Consider the following 16357-nt stretch of genomic DNA (forward strand, 5'->3'; position numbering starts at 1 on the left):
TTCAATCTTCCAGCCTCCTTTCTATCGATGCAAGCAGCTTGCTTAACGAATAGGTAAGGATGAGATAGATGAAGGCTGCTGCTAGATAGGGTTCCCATACGCGGATATATTGGCCGCGCATGGCATTGCTCCAGTACATAATTTCCGGTGCCGCGATTAACGCGACAAGCGAGGAATCCTTAATTAGCATAATGAACTCATTGCCGAAGGCGGGAATGGTTCGTTTGATCGCTTGGGGAAGGATGACGAAGCGCATGGCTTGTCGCTTCGTCATGCCAAGCGAATAAGCGGCTTCAGATTGTCCTTTGTCGATCGACTGAATACCGGCTCTATAGATCTCTGCCGTATACGCGGCTGAATTAAGAGCTAGCGCGGCAACTGCCGAGACGATTGAGTTCGTATGCCCGATAAATAGAGGCACAAGTCCGAAGTGCACCATTAAGATTTGAACATAAAGAGGTGTGCCGCGGAAGAAGTGGATATAACCGCTCATCGGCCAGCTCAAATACCATTTGGAAGATAGTTTGCCAAGCACGACAGTTAGTCCAAGCAGGGAGCCGAGTAAAATAGAAAGAATCGAGATGCCGATCGTAAGCAATGCGCCTTTCAATAGAAGCGGAAGGTAATCGATGATAATATCGAAGCGGAAATCCAAGTGACGCCCTCCTTATGTAGGAACGTATTCATTTGCAGAAGAGGCATGCGCAACATTCCGTTTACGCATGCCTCCCTATTATTTCGCATTCAGTACATTATCGATATTCGGCTCATCGCCAAACCACTTTTTATATATTTCGGTATATGTTCCGTTTTCCAGCACGGTCTTGATTGCCGGGTCCAACTTCTCTTTCAGCTCGCTGCCCTTCGGATAAAGAATGCCGTAGAACTCGGGCGCGAACTGCTCGGGATCGAGAATGCCTTTGAATTTCTTGTCCGGGTTGTTCTTTAGATACTCGCGAACGATGGCGATGTCCGCTACAACGGCGTCAACGCCGCCGCTATCCAATTCCAGCAGGGCAACCGCATTGCTGTCGAACCGCTTCAGATTCGGATTATCGCCGCCCATGATGTCAACCATTAACGTTTCAGCTGTGGTGGACGATTGCACAGCTACTTTTTTGTCTTTCAGATCAAGAGCGCCTTGAATGGGACTGTCCTCTTTGACCATAATCATATTCGTGGATTCAAAGTAAGGGATGGAGTAATCGTACGATTGCTTGCGCTCGTCTGTAATCGAAATGCTTGATATGCCTGCGGCATAATTGTCACCGCTCTGGACTTCCGTTAGCATAGGATCCCAGCCCGTATTGTCGAGCTTGTAATCAAGATCTGCTTCCTTCATGACCGCTTCAAGAAAATCAATGTCGAAGCCGGTTATTTTGTCTTTGTCCATGTACTCCATTGGCGCATAAGCCGCATCCGTCGCGAACTTATAAGTCGTTCCGCCGCTGCCGGAGCTGCAGCCTGCAATAATTGACACCAAACATACAGCGAGTAAAGCTACCGTTCTTCTCCCCATAATCCACTCTCCCTAATGGTTTCATTTTCGCTCGCATACAGCTAATTCATGATATGCAGAGCGATAATCTATCATGATTTTAGCAGAAAATAATAGAGCTAGCTATGTCCATGTCAGATAATATTACATAAGAAGGTATTCAAATAAGATTGTTGAAACATGTCAATAAATGATGTGGTGGTAAAATTATCCTCATGATATAATAATTCAAAATATGGTAAGGAGGACAAATATGCCTACAATTGAAGAAGTAAGCCAGCAGTTAAGCAGAGTTCAAGGCGATAAGAAGAAGCTTGGCGGAGGTGAGATCAAGTATTTAGCTCAATTATTGCAAAATGACGAGCAGATTGAGAACTATGCCAAGGGAAGATACATTAAGTATACGGGTTACGCCATAGCTACGAACAAACGCGTTATTTTCTTCTACCATGTTTGGCCTGCTACACAGAAGTCGGAAGATTTTACATACGGGAGAATTAATTCCGTTGAGTATGAAGGCGGCGGTATTTTCTTAAATTCGGTATCCAGCAAAATAATCGTTCACGGCACGGGGAATAAGGCTGAGGTCGATTTGGTGCCTCGCGAGCAAGGCAAAGAGTTCTCTGATTTCCTTCGCGCTAAGGTTCATCAAGCAGGTGAACCAAGCTCGGCTCCAAGCTCGAGCGGCGGGGACGATATTATTGGGAAGCTGGAGAGGCTGGCCAAATTAAGAGAGCAAAATTTGCTTAGCGAAGCAGAGTTTAACGAGCAAAAGAGACGACTATTGGGATAATCGTAATTGCGCTTATTCATAACTATTTATGTAAAAGAACGATCTCCAAAGTCATGTAATAATGACTTTTAGAGATCGTTCTTTTTTGTTGAGTAAAACGCTGTGATATACTGTTTGTGATATAAACTGTTTATAGACATAACGTGACGGGTGCTGGGGGAGTACTGGGTATGAAAAAGGAAGACCAATGGGAAGACGAAAATAGTCCTATACATACATTGCCTCATGGCGTGAAGCTGAGCTGGGGTTATGTCAAGCGGCAGAAGAGAGGACCGAAGGGCGAGCTCAGCATCAAGCAGATCGTCGATACGGCGATTGAAATTGCGGACAAAGACGGTTTGTTCGCTTTATCGATGAACCGGGTGGCCCAATCACTCGGCTACTCTACGATGTCACTGTACCGATATATTACGGCCAAGGAAGATTTGCTTATTTTGATGCAAGAGGCCGTGAGCGCTATTGAAATACCTGACGAGAAGGAAGGGGAGGATTGGCGCGAAAGCATGCGTCAATTCGTACGCGAATTGATGCGCGTGTATCGGAAGCATTCGTGGTTTGTGGACATTCCCATTATGGGAGCTCCTATGACGCCTAACCAATTGCGATTCGTCGATTGGATGCTGCGGGCGATGCGCGATTTTCCGCTGAGCGACGCCGAGAAAATATCAGTTATACTGCTGATTAGCGGCTATGCGAGGTCGGCAGGCACTCTTCAGCGCGACATGGACAGGATGATTGGGGCAGGCTCAAGCGAGGAAGCATTCAGTGGTCTAGCCTTTACGTCTGCTCTTAAGCAGCTCGTAACACCTGATCAATTTCCATATTTATCGGGTGTTGTCGCTTCCGGCGTTTACACGGGGGAGAGTGGAGACGCAGGTCCGATTGACGACGACTTCGATTTTGGTCTTGAACGTATCCTTGATGGCATTGCGGCCTATCTCGCTCAACAAAATACTAATCGTTGAAAATATTAAGAGGGGCTGCACCGTCATCGGACGGTGCAGCCCTTTGTAATTACAACGGGTTCTATCTGCGTGCTGCTTTGCGATGGAAAGTCCAAAAGCTCCAGCCGATGGCAATGAGCAGAATGAGCATGCTCCATCCGGCTGCGAGCCAGGCGCTGTTGTCGATTGGCGTGCCGGTGAGCAGTCCGCGAATCGTCTCAATGACGGGAGTTATCGGCTGATTCTCGGCAACTCCGCGCATCCACGTCGGCATCGTATCCGTAGGAACGAAAGCGCTGGAGATATAAGGGAGGAACAGCAATATGAAGCCGTACCCACTAGCTGCGGACGGATTGCCGCTGGCAAGTCCGATTGCTGCGAATAGCCAAGTAAAGGCGAGAATGAACAATGTAATCATACCTAGCGCGGCGAGCCAATCCTTCGCGTCGGCTGTTGGGCGGAAGCCTACGAGATAGGCGACGGCAATGACGATGGCGGTTGCGATCAGGTTGCGTATAACGCTTGCCACAACATGGCCGGTTATGACGCTAATACTCGGAATCGGCATCGTTCGGAATCGGTCTATAATGCCGTTCGTCATATCTTCGGCAACATTGACCGCAGTCGAAGATGAACCGAAGCCGGCGCATAACAGAATAATGCCGGGAACGACATAATTAACATAATTGCCTGTTGCATCGATTGCTCCTCCGAATACGTAAGTGAACAACAGCATGAGCATGACGGGCAGGATGACGGCCATAAGCATCGCTTCGACATTGCGCAGGCTTAGACGAACGCTCCGGCCGATGAATACGGCATTCGTAGTGAGGAATGATGCGGACTGAACCGCCTTGTTAGACGTCGTCATAGCGTTACCGCCTCCAATTGTGTTGTCGTAAGCGCAAGGAATACGTCGTCCATGCTCGGCTTGCGCAGACTTAGCTTGGCATTTCCGGAAATCGTCAAGGAGGGATCATTGATCAACTGCCGCAGATGCTGAAGCGTGCCATCGGTTGGGATACTCCGAATCAGCTCATCGTTCTCGTCGCGCAGCTCGAGCACTTCCGTGCCGACGCGCGACTTCAATTGTCCGGGAGTGCCCGTTGCGACGATGCGGCCACCGGATATGACGGCGACGGTATCTGCCAGCTGATCGGCTTCCTCCAAGTATTGTGTGGTAAGAAAGATCGTAACGCCGCGTTGCTTCAGCGAAAGAATAATAGTCCATAGGGCGCGGCGGCTGGTTGTATCGAGCCCAGTCGTAGGCTCGTCGAGAAACAGAATCGGACGATCGACGACGAGGCTGGTGGCAAGATCAAGCCGCCGTCGCATGCCGCCGGAATAGGACTTGACGCGCTTGCCTGCTGCCGCAGTCAAATCGAAGCTTTCGAGCAGCTCGGCCGCCCTTGCACGGGACTGTGAAGGCGATAGCCCGGAGAGCCTTCCGATCATGCGTAAATTCTCTTCGCCTGTAAGCATTTCATCGACGGCTGCGAATTGGCCCGTCAGACTAATAGCGCCCTTGACCGCATTTTTGGCATTTGCTACATCGCTGCCGAACACGCGGGCAACGCCTTCATCTGCTGCGACAAGCGTCGTTAAGATATGAATGAGCGTCGTTTTGCCGGCTCCATTCGGGCCAAGTAAGGCATAGATCGTTCCGGCTGATACGGCAAGCTCGATACCGTCTAGAACGACCTGCTTGCCGTAGGTTTTGCGCAGACCTGTTACTTGAACGGCTAATTCATTCATAGGAACACTTCCTTTACTCGTTATTTATTGCGTATTATATAAACAGTATAGTGTGTAAGCAGTATTGATGCAATACATTACTTTATGCGGCAGTTGGGAAATTATAGCCGCCAACTCAAAAATAATAAGGTATAATAGTGACCAAGATGGGGGCGGCATGACCGTCTCCGTTTTGCTGTGTGATGAACGCCGTACATTTTATAATAAAGGGAGCATGAACGATGGCTAACGTACAGAGCAGGCAAAGAGAGATCGTCTGCCAATTGGCGAGCCGCGCATGGAATGAGCCTCTACTGGTCAGCGGGCTTTGGCGGCATGATGATATTCGCAACAACGTGTATGATGCGTCTTACTTGGCGGCTGCCTCGTCCGATTCAGTATGCAGCGATAAGCTGGGAATCAACCGTCAGGAGGCGATGGCCAAAGCGGTCAGCGTTCTCGAGCGTGTACTAGAGCTTCAGGACAAAAACAAAGCAAGCGATACATTCGGTCATTGGCCTCTTGGTCTCGGCGATAAGCCTGACGAGGCTCAGCCCAATCAGCTTCCGGCTGAGCTGATGGGTGTATTGATCGTTTACTTCCAGCAGCAATACGGGGCGCAGCTTCCCGAGTCTCTCAATCAATCGCTGAATGAGGCGATTGAAGCGTTGTACCAAAGTACTTACTATCGTGTATCGCTGAAGGCATTTAATCATCATGAAGCGAAGTATACGGCGACGAAGCTTATTTTCGGATATCGCTTCAAGGATGAAGAGCTGTTGGAAAGAGGCAGGCTGGATTTGCAGCAAATTTTGAACCGCGTGAGGACGCTAGGTTTACCGGAATACGGCGCACTACCTTGGTTCTGGCATTGGATTCAGGCGTTCACCTGCGCTTATGAAATCGTAGCCGTTCACGACATTCGCGAGGATCTGGCATCGCTGTTGAATGAGCTATGGAATTACCGGGCGACCTACTATTTGAAGGGGGCTTGGACAGGCGGACGGATGCGCAGCTTAGGGCATGATTTGCCGAGAGACGGCAATGTCGCATTCGATTATGTTCAGTTCGGCGACTTTTCGTTGCCGCAAGCGCTGACGCGAGTCGAATATGCGGGACTACTGTTCTACCCTGCGCCAGAGTGTGCCATACGCACAGCGATGAATAGAGATCTGCCGCAAATCATCGAGCGAGTCATTACTCCTGCTGGTGAAGAGGTGAAGCGTCCGCTGCATAGCTACTTGTATGTGGATAAAGGATTCGCTGCCGGCGGCATTTGGGAACGCGTCAAGGAATATGACAATGAGCAGCATCGCTGGGGCATTGATTTTCCATTGCGCCAAGACGGTGGCGTGAATCGGCTGTACATCCTGCAACCTGGCGAAGGATACAGCGATGGCGATCCGCGACATGCGGGAGAGTCGGGACAATTATTGTTCCATCGCAACGTGATCATTGCTTTATATCCTCTCGCAGATGGCGGGGACGGAAGGCTGGTTGGCGTTCTTCCGAAGGGAGAGTGGATGCGCGTAGACCATTCGCTCTTTGGACGCATCGATGATGTATTCGTAGCACTGTATTTACACGATGACTTCACGCTTACAGAAGAGGTTGACCGAATCAAGCTAACAACCCGTGGACTTGCTGCTGGCGGCGTTATCGCAGAAGCGGTAAGCGCTGATACAGCAGCACGCAAACAGCTTAACGGCTTGCAGGACTTTATGTCGGAAATGGTAAACCATAATCCGTTATGGTCAGTTAGTCTACATGAGTCGCTGCGAGTAGAATATGCGAACTTGGATGGAGAAATGTTGGCTTTAACTCTTCACGAGGAGCCGCAACGAACCCGGCGTAGCATGAATGATACAGTAGAGAGCGAAGGTGATGTTAATTGACAAACACGGTTGGAACGCGCGAGACTTTGATCGGCTGTTTCGAGGAGCGGCGCTTAGCGGGAGCAGCCTTGTACACGAAGGATGGAAACGCTGTCGATTGGAAGAGGATGGCGAATGATTCTCTCTATGCCGACATGATCAAGGAAATAAAGGATGAGGGAGAACGGCTGCTGACAGAACCGATACCGGAACTGACACAAGAGTTGTATGCGCTGTTCGAAACGACGGGCAACCGACTGTCCTATGAAGGTCTTTACTTCAATCGGAGACGGAGACTAACGACATTTGCGCTGCTGTCTCTTCTGTATCCGGATAATGCGGCGTATAAACGTGCGCTTGAGCGAATCGTGGAAGCGATTATGACTGAACCGACCTGGTGCCTGCCCGCGCATATGAAGGGTCACGTCATCGGGAGAAATATCGATTTGTTCGCCGCGGAGACAGGCTTCGCATTCTGTGAGATTTTATCGATGTTAGGCGACGTATTGCCGCAGACTCTGCGGGATGAAATGTTGGAGCAAGTGGATCAACGACTGTTTATCCCTTACTTAGGTTACGGGCCGTATCATTGGGAGACGGCGGATCATAACTGGGCGGCTGTATGCGCAGGATCGATTGCCTCAGCCGCATTGCTTGTCGAACGCGATAATGAGCGACTCGCTCAAATGATTGTGAAAGCGCTGGACACGATGGAGCATTATTTGTCCGGCTTCGGCTCGGATGGGGCTTGCCTGGAAGGTCCGGGTTACTGGAATTACGGCTTCGGCTATTATATTTATTTCGCTGATCTGCTTTATAACGCAACAGGTGGCAGGGCTAGCTTGCTTGATAAGGCGAAGGTCAGAGAGATTGCGATGTTCCAGCAACGCTGCTATTTAACCGGTAATAGGCCAGCCAATTTTTCTGATGCGATGCCGACTGTAAGCGTTCACATCGGTTTATCCGATTATTTGGCCGCTTCCTTTGATGAAGCGGAGCATCCGCCGCTCTCCATCCGTGCCGCTTTTACCGAGGATCATTGCATGCGTTATGCGCCTGCCTTGCGGAATTTGATCTGGTATCGTCCAGAGGCGGTCAGACAAGCCGATTGGAGTCCGGCGAGCCGGTACTTGCAAGACGCCGAGTGGCTTATATCGCGCAGCCGATCAAGCGAAGGCAGCTTCGGCTTCGCGGCTAAGGGCGGCAACAATAACGAGCCGCATAACCATAACGACGTCGGCCATTTTATTTTGCTGGCGGATGACGATCCGGCATTTGCTGCCGATCTAGGCGCTGGGGAATACACGGCACAATATTTTGGTTCTGATAGATACAGCTATGACTGTACTGGCGCGCAAGGGCATTCGCTTCCTGTTGTGGGTGGGCAACTGCAGCAGACGGGAGCCGGCAGTAAGGCCTCCGTGCTAGAGGCGCATACGAGCGCCGAGGAAGATCGGTTGGAGCTTGAACTAGCTAGCTGTTATTCGGGTGTTGCCGAACTGTCCTCGTTCAAGCGTCGGTTCATCTGGCGAAAGCTTGCGAGGCCGGTACTCGAGTTGACGGATTCATTTCGATTCACAGACAAAGCGCAGCCCATCGTGGAGACCGTCATTACACGCTGCAAGCCGTCGTTGCTCGAAGACGGGCGAATACGTTTTCAAGGGAAACGACATGACGTTGCCTTCGAGTTCGAAGCTGGACGGTATGACGTAACGATCGATGAAATAAGCTTTTCCAATCATTTTGGCCAAGTAGAAAGCTATTACCGCATTCAACTGACCGTGAAGGACGTAGGTTCGAGCGAGCCTGTCTATAAATTGCAATTCAAATTTGGATAGATGGGCAGTAGATGCTGTTCAACCTTCAAGCCGTCACGAAAGTAAGGCGGACTAGCGGCCGAATTGGAGCGAACTTCCCGCATGCGAGCAACGGCTGGACGATGTGCTGAACGGTTAGCGAATATGATTAAAAGAAATCTTCCGGTCTACGGCGGCAACAAGCAGTTGCGCTGGAGATCGGATTTTTTTTGCGGAGAAGTATGGAAGTTCGAGTCTCGGACTTCCTGTAACGTTATAAACTTGCAAATAGACGCTCTGTCTTTGCTAGATAGCGTTGACGCTGCTCCAGGCTGCGGTCTTCCATACCGGTGAAGTTATACCACTTCAGCTTGTTAATGCCCATCTTGCGGAACGTTCCGCGAAATAGGATCTTCGTGATCGGATTGCCGAAGATCCATTTGTAGACGAAGTTAGGCGTGCTCATGACGGTCAATAGGGATACACCCTTGAGCTGCGGCAGCAGACTAACGAACGGCCGGCCTTTGCGTGGTTCATCGAAGAGTACTCCTTTAACGAACACTTTATCGATGAAGCCTTTCGTAAGCGCAGGCATCGATTCCCACCATATCGGAAAAATAAAAATAATATGATCCGCGGCAATAAGCCTTCTTTGGTATTCGGCCGCAAGCGGATCATGCGTTTGTTTCTGTCTCCAAGCGGACAGATCGGCAGCCGTAATAACCGGGTTGAAACCGTCGGCATGCAAATCAATTAGGTCAATATGATGGCCATTAGCCGTAAGACCGCGGGTGACAGCCGCAAGCAGAGCGGCAGAGTAGCTTCTGCGATGCGGAATATTGTCCGAAGCGGCGGCTCCGTAAGGATGGTCAAAAATGATTGCAACATTCATTGTAGGTCAGCTCCTCATTGTTTCTAAGAAACAAAATTGTATTTATAGAAACAATAGTATGACATTGTTTCATGGATGTCAATAATGTTTCTTGGAATATATATTTTCGGGCAAAAAATTGCTATACTGAAAATAACGCGAACACAGAAGTAGGAGGAGCAAGCGATGTCCCTATCATCACAATCACAATCGACTGTTAATCAATCTGAATCTATAGAGAAGCAGCTATTGCTGCAAGAAATGATGCGGCAAATCGCAAACGTACAGCAGAAATTCCAATCGGAGGGCGAGGATGAGGAGCGTCGCTGGATGATTGCAAGGACGAGCGATGATCAAATTGCCGATTTCTTGAAGGAATCGACCATCATCATGCTCCATGTCATCGATGCGGTGGGGGATCTGCAGCCGGTTAATGGGATTACCATATCAAAGCGGTTCGGCATTCCGAGGGGAAGCGTATCGAAGATCACGCGCAGGCTTGCCGAGCAGCATATTTTGCAAGCGGAATCGTTGGAGGGCAACAAGAAGGAAGTGTTATTTCACTTGACTCCCATGGGCAGGGAGATCTATGTTCTGCATAAGCAATTGCATGAGCATATGCAACTAAACATTAAACGCTTTTTGGGACGATACGATGCCGAGCAAATGAGATTTCTTATATCGTGCTTGCAGGATACGGTTGAGGCGTCATGGGTGCAGGATTCTAATGATTCTGATGTGACTCGAGATTTAGAAGATGATAAGAAGGATGTGGAGCAGAAACCTATTGTTGAAACTAACGCTCCGTCGCCATCGCTAGAAACGGGAACGATAAGCGAGATTGTAGATATGCTGCAGCAGTTGGATGCTCGGAGCCTGAAGAAAGCGAAGAATCTTATTCAAGTTGCTCTATTTGATTAGGGTAATCCTACAAACAAAAGACGAAGCCGACTGATCTAGGACCTTAGATAACAGTCGGCTTTTCTTATTGAGCGGGGCTAATTGTCCTGTAGCAGGTTGGCGTCGGATAACTGAAGCAACAAGGTAAGCAAGTCATTCCGCCGTTCTGGCGATAAAACTTGAAGTACTTTATCGGCGGATTCTCTCATGCCGGCTCTCGCTTTGTTCATGAGCGGCTCTGCCTTGTCGGTGAGCTGAATAAACGTGGCGCGTCGATCACTTGGATCGGGAATGCGATCGAGCAGCTTCTCATTCTCGAGGGCATCGACGAACTGAGTAACTGTCCTAGGCTTTATGCCAAGCTTGGCGGCAATATCGCTCATTCGAATTTGTCCGGCTTCCGCTACGGCGATCATGAAGCGAAGCCTTGGACCGGTTAAGTAATCGGGAATGCCTGCGGCAGCTAAATGCTCCTCGAACTGCAGGTGAAGCTGATGCGTTGTTCGGATTAGCATTTCAAGCACGTAGCCTGATGTAGGCGACGAACCGTCATTGCCGGAAGGTTGCGGAATGTTCATCGTTCCTCCTTGACGTTGCGAAATTCATTGCGTATACTCATATCCATACACATACTGAGTATACTCAATATGTGTATAAGCTATAAAATTTATTGTATACGAATTCGTTCATTGTTAAAAGTCATTCGGTCAATTCGGTTCAAACTTTATGGGAGGTGATGAGTTACCATGTCGATGCAAATCATGAAGGCAATAACCTATAGCGAGTTCGGTGGACCTGAGGTGTTGAAGTTGGAGCAGCTATCACGTCCGGCAGCCAAGACGGGAGAAGTGGTGGTTCGTATCCTCGCAGCAGGCGTATTGCCTGTCGATTGGAAAATTCGCAAAGGATTGTTCCCGATGCCAGTGAAGTTCCCGGCGATTCCCGGAACAGCCTTCTCGGGTATTATTGAGGAGCTCGGACCAGGCGTTGCCGGATTCGAACGAGGACAGGCGGTATTCGGCCGAAGTACAGCAGGCACGTATGCGGAATTTACAGCTGTATCAGCAGAGTCCATTGCAATGAAACCGAAGTCTATTAGCTTCGAGGAGGCTGCCTCCATATCGGGCGGAGCAACAACGGCTTGGCGAGCGATCATGGGCGGTCAAGTGAAGAAGGGCGACCGTGTACTTATCCATGGAGCTGCTGGAGGTGTAGGCCTCTTCGCCGTTCAGTTCGCTAAGCTAAGAGGAGCATATGTGATCGGTACTGCAGGATCTGACAACATCGCGTTTATTCAATCGCTTGGCGTTGATCAGCCGATCGATTATAGAGCCGTCATGTTCGAGCAAGAGGCGAAGGACATCGATTTTGTCCTGGATACGATTGGCGGGGAGACACTTGAGCGTTCATGGTCGATTGTAAAAAAAGGCGGCCGGCTCATGACCATTACAGGACAGCCGCCTCTGGAGCGTGGAAAGGCGCTGGGCATTGAAGTGATTCCTTCCTCGTTGGCATCCAGCCGTGATCTCGAGGAGATCGCCGAGCTGCTCGGAAGTCAACAGGTGAAAGCGTTCGTGCAAAGCGTGCACCCTCTCGCTGAAGCGCGCGAAGCCCATATCCGAAGCGAAGTTGGACATGGCCGCGGCAGAATTGTGCTCCATGTTGCGGAAGAGTAAGAATAATCAATGACCGCCGTTATCGTCCTGGTCGATCGAGCAACTGTTGGCGCTTCCTGCAACATTTATCCATTTTCCAGCGTTTTACTATAGGAAGCGTCAGTAACGACTCAGTGAGAGGATGTAAGGCAATGTTGAAGCAAGCGAAGGCGCATACTCGAATGACAGGCTTGCTAATCATTGCTGGCTTGTTGCTGCTTGCATCATGCTCTGCAACGAAGAATGAGCAACCTGTAAAAGATTCGGGCTCAGCGGATTCGGGATCCGTAGCCTCGGCAGCCCCGCCAACCGCAGCTCCGGTCAGCAACGAGCCGGATTTTAAGCCAGAGCAATTAGCATTCATTCAAGGTAAAGACATCTATTTGTATAGTCAACAGTCAGAAGGCGTAACGCTGCAAGTTGGTGGCAAGGAGCAGTCGTTTGATTGGATTTATACGACGCCAAGAGATATTCCCCCGCATATGAAGGCATTCGATTACGACGGAGATGGGGAAGACGAACTGGCAGTGGACTTGTATATGGGTTCCGGAACAGGCGTTTCTGTTGAGCAACTGCACGTGGTGGAGCTGAATGATACAGGGCTAGAAAACGGACATTTCTTCAAAGACTATGTCTATATTCCAGACGTATACTTAGGGCAGCTTCATGATGCGGTTGCTTTCAGTTTGTCGAATGACGATGATGCGTTAAGCGGCCTAATCACAATAGGAGATCATTTGTATACCGTTAACTTAGAGCCCTATAAAGAGCCGGATTTAGGACCGATTAATGAGGGTTTGGTGTTCGGAAGCATTGTCCGTTTCACCTTAGAGGACAAGGTCATCAAGGCGGAATTCGGAGCTGGCATTACTGCCGGATCAGCGGTTTCTCCCCAATATATTGGCGTAATTCAAGGAGATGTTCTGTACTCAGATGGGCAATTTCAACTCGCGAATATACAATTTGCAGAAACGGAAAGTATCCAAATTGAGCATTGAATTTCATCGATCGTTATGATATGATGATGAAAATTTTTGATAACGGCGTTGATGAGAAGGAATACAATGCGCTTCATGTCCAGAGAGCAAGGGGATTGCTGCAACCTTTGCCTTAAGCCTTGTAGATCGTCGTCTCTGAGCTATTCGAAGGAAAGCAGAGTGCATCTTCTTCAGATGCATATGGAATTGCGAGTAGAATCGAACGGATTGGCACTCGTTACTGTGCTGCAGGCAAACTATTTTGCCTCATGAGACCGAAATGACAACATTTTGGTGAATCAGGGTGGTACCGCGAAAAGTTAACCCCTTTCGTCCCTTTGGCTTTAGCAGCATATGCTGCCGCCATCGGATGGAAGGGGTTTTGTTGTTGCTATCTAAACGATATAAAAAGCGATGAAGAGAAGAAGTACAAAGGCTTTATGCCCAGAGAGCAAGGGGAACGCTGCAACCTTTGCCTTAAGGTCCTGTACAAAGTCGTCTCGGAGCTGTTGAAGGAAACCGCGCCAGTCGTTACTCCACCACGAGGGCTAGCGGGTAGTAGAATCAACCGGATTGGCACACGATATCGTGCTGCAGACAAGTCGTATGTCTTGTCTCATGAGGCTGGAATGGCAACATTTCGGCAAATCAGGGTGGTACCGCGAAATGATAACCTCTTTCGTCCCTTGGCTTCGCAGCTGTATGCTGTCGCCAACGGATGAGAGAGTTTTTTTTTTGAGTAAGTTTAACCGATAGAAATAAGCGATGAAGAGAAGCGTTTACGAATGCGTTATGTACAGAGAGCAAAGGAAACGGTGCAACCTTTGCCATAAGGCGCGTGAACGGTCGTCTCGGAGCTGTTGAAGGAAAGCCAAGACGGGCAGAAGCAATGCGTTGTTCGTCCATATGGCGAGTAGACTTAACCGGATTGGCACACGTTAACGTGCGGCAGACAGATCGAATGATCTTGTCTCATGAGGCCGAAATCGCAATCGCTACAATAACATTTCGGTGAATCAGGGTGGTACCACGAGAAGCTAACCCCTTTCGTCCCTTTGGCTGGCAGCGCATGCTGTCGCCAAGGGAGAAGAGGGGTTTTTGATTCGCATAAATACTAAACCAATGGAGGGATTGGAATGAACAAAGGAACAACGGATTATATTAGTGGGTCGGAGGCGCTTCTGCGCTGCCTGCAGGCAGAGGGTGTGGATTGCGTATTCGGCTACCCGGGTGGCAGTGCGCTCTATATTTACGATGCAATGGTAGGCAATCCGGACTTCAAGCATATTTTGACTCGGCATGAACAAGGGGCGGTTCACGCAGCCGACGGTTATGCGCGATCGACGGGCAAGGTTGGCGTCTGTCTCGCGACTTCCGGTCCAGGTGCAACGAATCTCGTTACAGGCATTGCCACGGCACATATGGATTCCGTGCCGCTTGTTATTATTACGGCAAATGTGTTCCAGTCGTTGAAGGGTTCGGATGCGTTCCAAGAAGCGGATATTATATCAATCACGATGCCGATTACGAAGCATAGCTATTATGTCAGCGATGCCGAGGAGCTTCCGCGTATCGTTCATGAAGCGTTCTTTCTTGCGAATAGCGGCAGGAAAGGCCCAGTCCTCATCGATATACCGAAGGACGTATCGAATCAGAAGCTGCATTACAAGCCGCACAAGCACAAGGGCCTCGATATCCGGGGGTATAAGGCTTCTCCGTCACTAGATCTTACGCAAGTAGATGAATTGCTTGAAGTTATTGCCGTGGCGGAACGCCCGGTTATTATAGCAGGGGGCGGTGTCGTCTATGCAGGCGCAGCAGATGAGCTGCTAGCTTTCGCTGAGTTGACAAGTATGCCTGTGGCGACGACGCTGCTTGGTCTAGGCGCATTCCCAAGCGCGCATGAGCTATGGCTTGGCATGCCCGGCCATCATGGCACGTATACAGCCAATATGGCGATTCAACAGGCGGATCTCGTTCTGTCCATCGGCTCGAGATTCGACGATCGGGTCACGATGAAGGTAGACGGCTTCGCACCGCAAGCGAAAGTAATCGCCCATATCGATATCGATCCGGCGGAGATCGGCAAAATCGTCAAGACGGATATTGCTTGTGTCGGAGATATTAAAGAAGTGCTGACTCACGCGAATAAGAGTGCTCGCAGTGCCAGGTCGGCGCAATGGATCGAAAAGCTTAAGCTCAGCAGTCTGAAGCATCCGTTGCGCTATGCCGATTCAGACAAAGTACTGAAGCCGCAATTCGTCATGGAGCTGATTAGCGAAACGACAGGCGGCGAAGCAATCATTACGACCGATGTCGGCCAACATCAAATGTGGGCAGCGCAGTTCTATAAGTTCAAATATCCGCGCTCGCTCGTAACTTCGGGAGGTTTCGGCACGATGGGCTTCGGATTCCCGTCGGCTATCGGCGCTCAGATCGGCAATCCGCACCGGCTAGTCGTTTCCATTAATGGCGATGGAGGCATGCAAATGTGCGCACAGGAACTGGCAATATGTGCGATTCATCAAATTCCGGTTAAGATCGTCGTCATCAACAACCAGGTGCTCGGCATGGTTAAGCAGCAGCAAGAGCTCATGTACGACAAACGGTTCAGTCAGATCGACCTTGCCGGCAGTCCGGACTTCGTTATGCTTGCCGATGCTTATGGGGTTAAAGGACTCAGAGCCAGCACGAAAGCGGAAGCTGTGCGCATATGGGAAGAGGCACTGGCAACCCCAGGTCCAGTATTGCTGGAGTTTGTTATCCCGTCGGACGAGAATGTGTATCCGATGGTGCTAGGGGGGACGACGCTCGATCAAATGCTGCTTGGAAGCTTCGACTCGTAATCGCTGCCCTCAGCTTCCGCGATACCGAAATGTTGATCGAGTTTCTCGGCAATTCCCGGCTGCTCGTAGAACGCGATTTTATTATCAATAAGCTTCAGGTGATTAGCCAAATCGTCAATCTGCTTCAGCACGGCTTGCCGATGCAACGTCAGCATTTCCTTTCGTGGATGAATCGATCTGCCGCCTTCTTTGACCCATTCCATATATTGCTTGATTTCCTTGATCGGCATCCCTGTATCTTTCAAGCAGCAGATGAGCGCAACCCAGTCCAGATCGTTATCGGAGAATGATCGGTTGCCCGATGAATTGCGGGAGATAAAGGGGAGAAGGCCCTCCTTGTCATAATATCGGAGCGTATGCGCGGACAGTCCAAACTTCGCGGCAACCTCATTAATCGTGTATGGCATATTTATTTTCATCCTCTCGCTTGACTTCGAGTTAACTCTAAGTGATAGCCTTACTTTAGACC

Annotated in this window: 15 protein-coding genes; 8 read left to right on the plus strand and 7 right to left on the minus strand. The window is 49.7% G+C overall.

Features of this window, described 5'->3' with window-relative positions:
* Position 1: 1 nt before the first annotated feature.
* Together AC0YN0_RS10275 and AC0YN0_RS10280 are read right to left on the minus strand one after the other, a co-directional pair.
* The gene (locus AC0YN0_RS10275) at positions 2 to 655 is read right to left on the minus strand and encodes an amino acid ABC transporter permease (protein WP_475821197.1); all 654 of its coding nucleotides are present in this window, start codon (positions 653 to 655) and stop codon (positions 2 to 4) included.
* Between the two features lie 78 nt (positions 656 to 733).
* Complete coding sequence (locus AC0YN0_RS10280; protein WP_475821198.1) at positions 734 to 1519, minus strand: basic amino acid ABC transporter substrate-binding protein; 786 nt, start codon at positions 1517 to 1519, stop codon at positions 734 to 736.
* Between the two features lie 232 nt (positions 1520 to 1751).
* On the opposite strand from AC0YN0_RS10280, the gene AC0YN0_RS10285 reads away from it, so the two are divergent.
* Both AC0YN0_RS10285 and AC0YN0_RS10290 read left to right on the plus strand, forming a co-directional pair.
* The gene (locus tag AC0YN0_RS10285) at positions 1752 to 2291 is read left to right on the plus strand and encodes a PH domain-containing protein (RefSeq protein WP_475821199.1); all 540 of its coding nucleotides are present in this window, start codon (positions 1752 to 1754) and stop codon (positions 2289 to 2291) included.
* A gap of 170 nt (positions 2292 to 2461) precedes the next feature.
* The gene (locus AC0YN0_RS10290; RefSeq protein WP_475821200.1) at positions 2462 to 3256 is read left to right on the plus strand and encodes a TetR/AcrR family transcriptional regulator; all 795 of its coding nucleotides are present in this window, start codon (positions 2462 to 2464) and stop codon (positions 3254 to 3256) included.
* Positions 3257 to 3317: 61 nt separating this feature from the next.
* Here the strand turns inward: AC0YN0_RS10290 and AC0YN0_RS10295 are convergent, their stop codons facing one another.
* Complete coding sequence (locus AC0YN0_RS10295; RefSeq protein ID WP_475821201.1) at positions 3318 to 4106, minus strand: ABC transporter permease; 789 nt, start codon at positions 4104 to 4106, stop codon at positions 3318 to 3320.
* Complete coding sequence (locus AC0YN0_RS10300) at positions 4103 to 4990, minus strand: ATP-binding cassette domain-containing protein (RefSeq protein WP_475821202.1); 888 nt, start codon at positions 4988 to 4990, stop codon at positions 4103 to 4105. The genes AC0YN0_RS10295 and AC0YN0_RS10300 overlap by 4 nt, the downstream gene beginning before the upstream one ends.
* 221 nt (positions 4991 to 5211) lie before the next feature.
* Between AC0YN0_RS10300 and AC0YN0_RS10305 the strand changes: the two genes are divergently transcribed.
* Together AC0YN0_RS10305 and AC0YN0_RS10310 are read left to right on the plus strand one after the other, a co-directional pair.
* Positions 5212 to 6864 (plus strand): hypothetical protein, encoded by a 1653-nt coding sequence (locus AC0YN0_RS10305; RefSeq protein WP_475821203.1) that lies wholly within the window; start codon positions 5212 to 5214, stop codon positions 6862 to 6864.
* Positions 6861 to 8681, plus strand: coding sequence for a hypothetical protein (locus AC0YN0_RS10310; protein WP_475821204.1), 1821 nt, complete (start codon positions 6861 to 6863; stop codon positions 8679 to 8681). The genes AC0YN0_RS10305 and AC0YN0_RS10310 overlap by 4 nt, the downstream gene beginning before the upstream one ends.
* A 232-nt stretch (positions 8682 to 8913) precedes the next feature.
* Here AC0YN0_RS10310 and AC0YN0_RS10315 read toward each other — a convergent pair whose 3' ends face one another.
* Positions 8914 to 9531, minus strand: a complete 618-nt coding sequence (locus AC0YN0_RS10315; protein WP_475821205.1) for an NAD(P)H-dependent oxidoreductase — start codon at positions 9529 to 9531, stop codon at positions 8914 to 8916.
* Positions 9532 to 9696: 165 nt separating this feature from the next.
* Between AC0YN0_RS10315 and AC0YN0_RS10320 the strand changes: the two genes are divergently transcribed.
* Complete coding sequence (locus AC0YN0_RS10320) at positions 9697 to 10431, plus strand: MarR family transcriptional regulator (protein WP_475821206.1); 735 nt, start codon at positions 9697 to 9699, stop codon at positions 10429 to 10431.
* A 77-nt stretch (positions 10432 to 10508) separates the two neighbouring features.
* Here the strand turns inward: AC0YN0_RS10320 and AC0YN0_RS10325 are convergent, their stop codons facing one another.
* Positions 10509 to 10988, minus strand: a complete 480-nt coding sequence (locus tag AC0YN0_RS10325; protein ID WP_475821207.1) for a MarR family winged helix-turn-helix transcriptional regulator — start codon at positions 10986 to 10988, stop codon at positions 10509 to 10511.
* A gap of 168 nt (positions 10989 to 11156) precedes the next feature.
* Between AC0YN0_RS10325 and AC0YN0_RS10330 the strand changes: the two genes are divergently transcribed.
* From AC0YN0_RS10330 to ilvB, 3 genes are all read left to right on the plus strand, one after another.
* The gene (locus tag AC0YN0_RS10330; RefSeq protein WP_475821208.1) at positions 11157 to 12086 is read left to right on the plus strand and encodes an NADP-dependent oxidoreductase; all 930 of its coding nucleotides are present in this window, start codon (positions 11157 to 11159) and stop codon (positions 12084 to 12086) included.
* A gap of 131 nt (positions 12087 to 12217) precedes the next feature.
* Positions 12218 to 13063, plus strand: coding sequence for a hypothetical protein (locus tag AC0YN0_RS10335; RefSeq protein ID WP_475821209.1), 846 nt, complete (start codon positions 12218 to 12220; stop codon positions 13061 to 13063).
* Positions 13064 to 14178: 1115 nt separating this feature from the next.
* Complete coding sequence (ilvB, locus tag AC0YN0_RS10340) at positions 14179 to 15888, plus strand: biosynthetic-type acetolactate synthase large subunit (protein WP_475821210.1); 1710 nt, start codon at positions 14179 to 14181, stop codon at positions 15886 to 15888.
* On the opposite strand, the gene AC0YN0_RS10345 is transcribed toward ilvB, so the two are convergent.
* Positions 15858 to 16295 (minus strand): MerR family transcriptional regulator, encoded by a 438-nt coding sequence (locus tag AC0YN0_RS10345; protein WP_475821211.1) that lies wholly within the window; start codon positions 16293 to 16295, stop codon positions 15858 to 15860. The genes ilvB and AC0YN0_RS10345 overlap by 31 nt on opposite strands.
* Positions 16296 to 16357: the final 62 nt, after the last annotated feature.

The organism is Paenibacillus sp. J22P218, assembly GCF_056269195.1.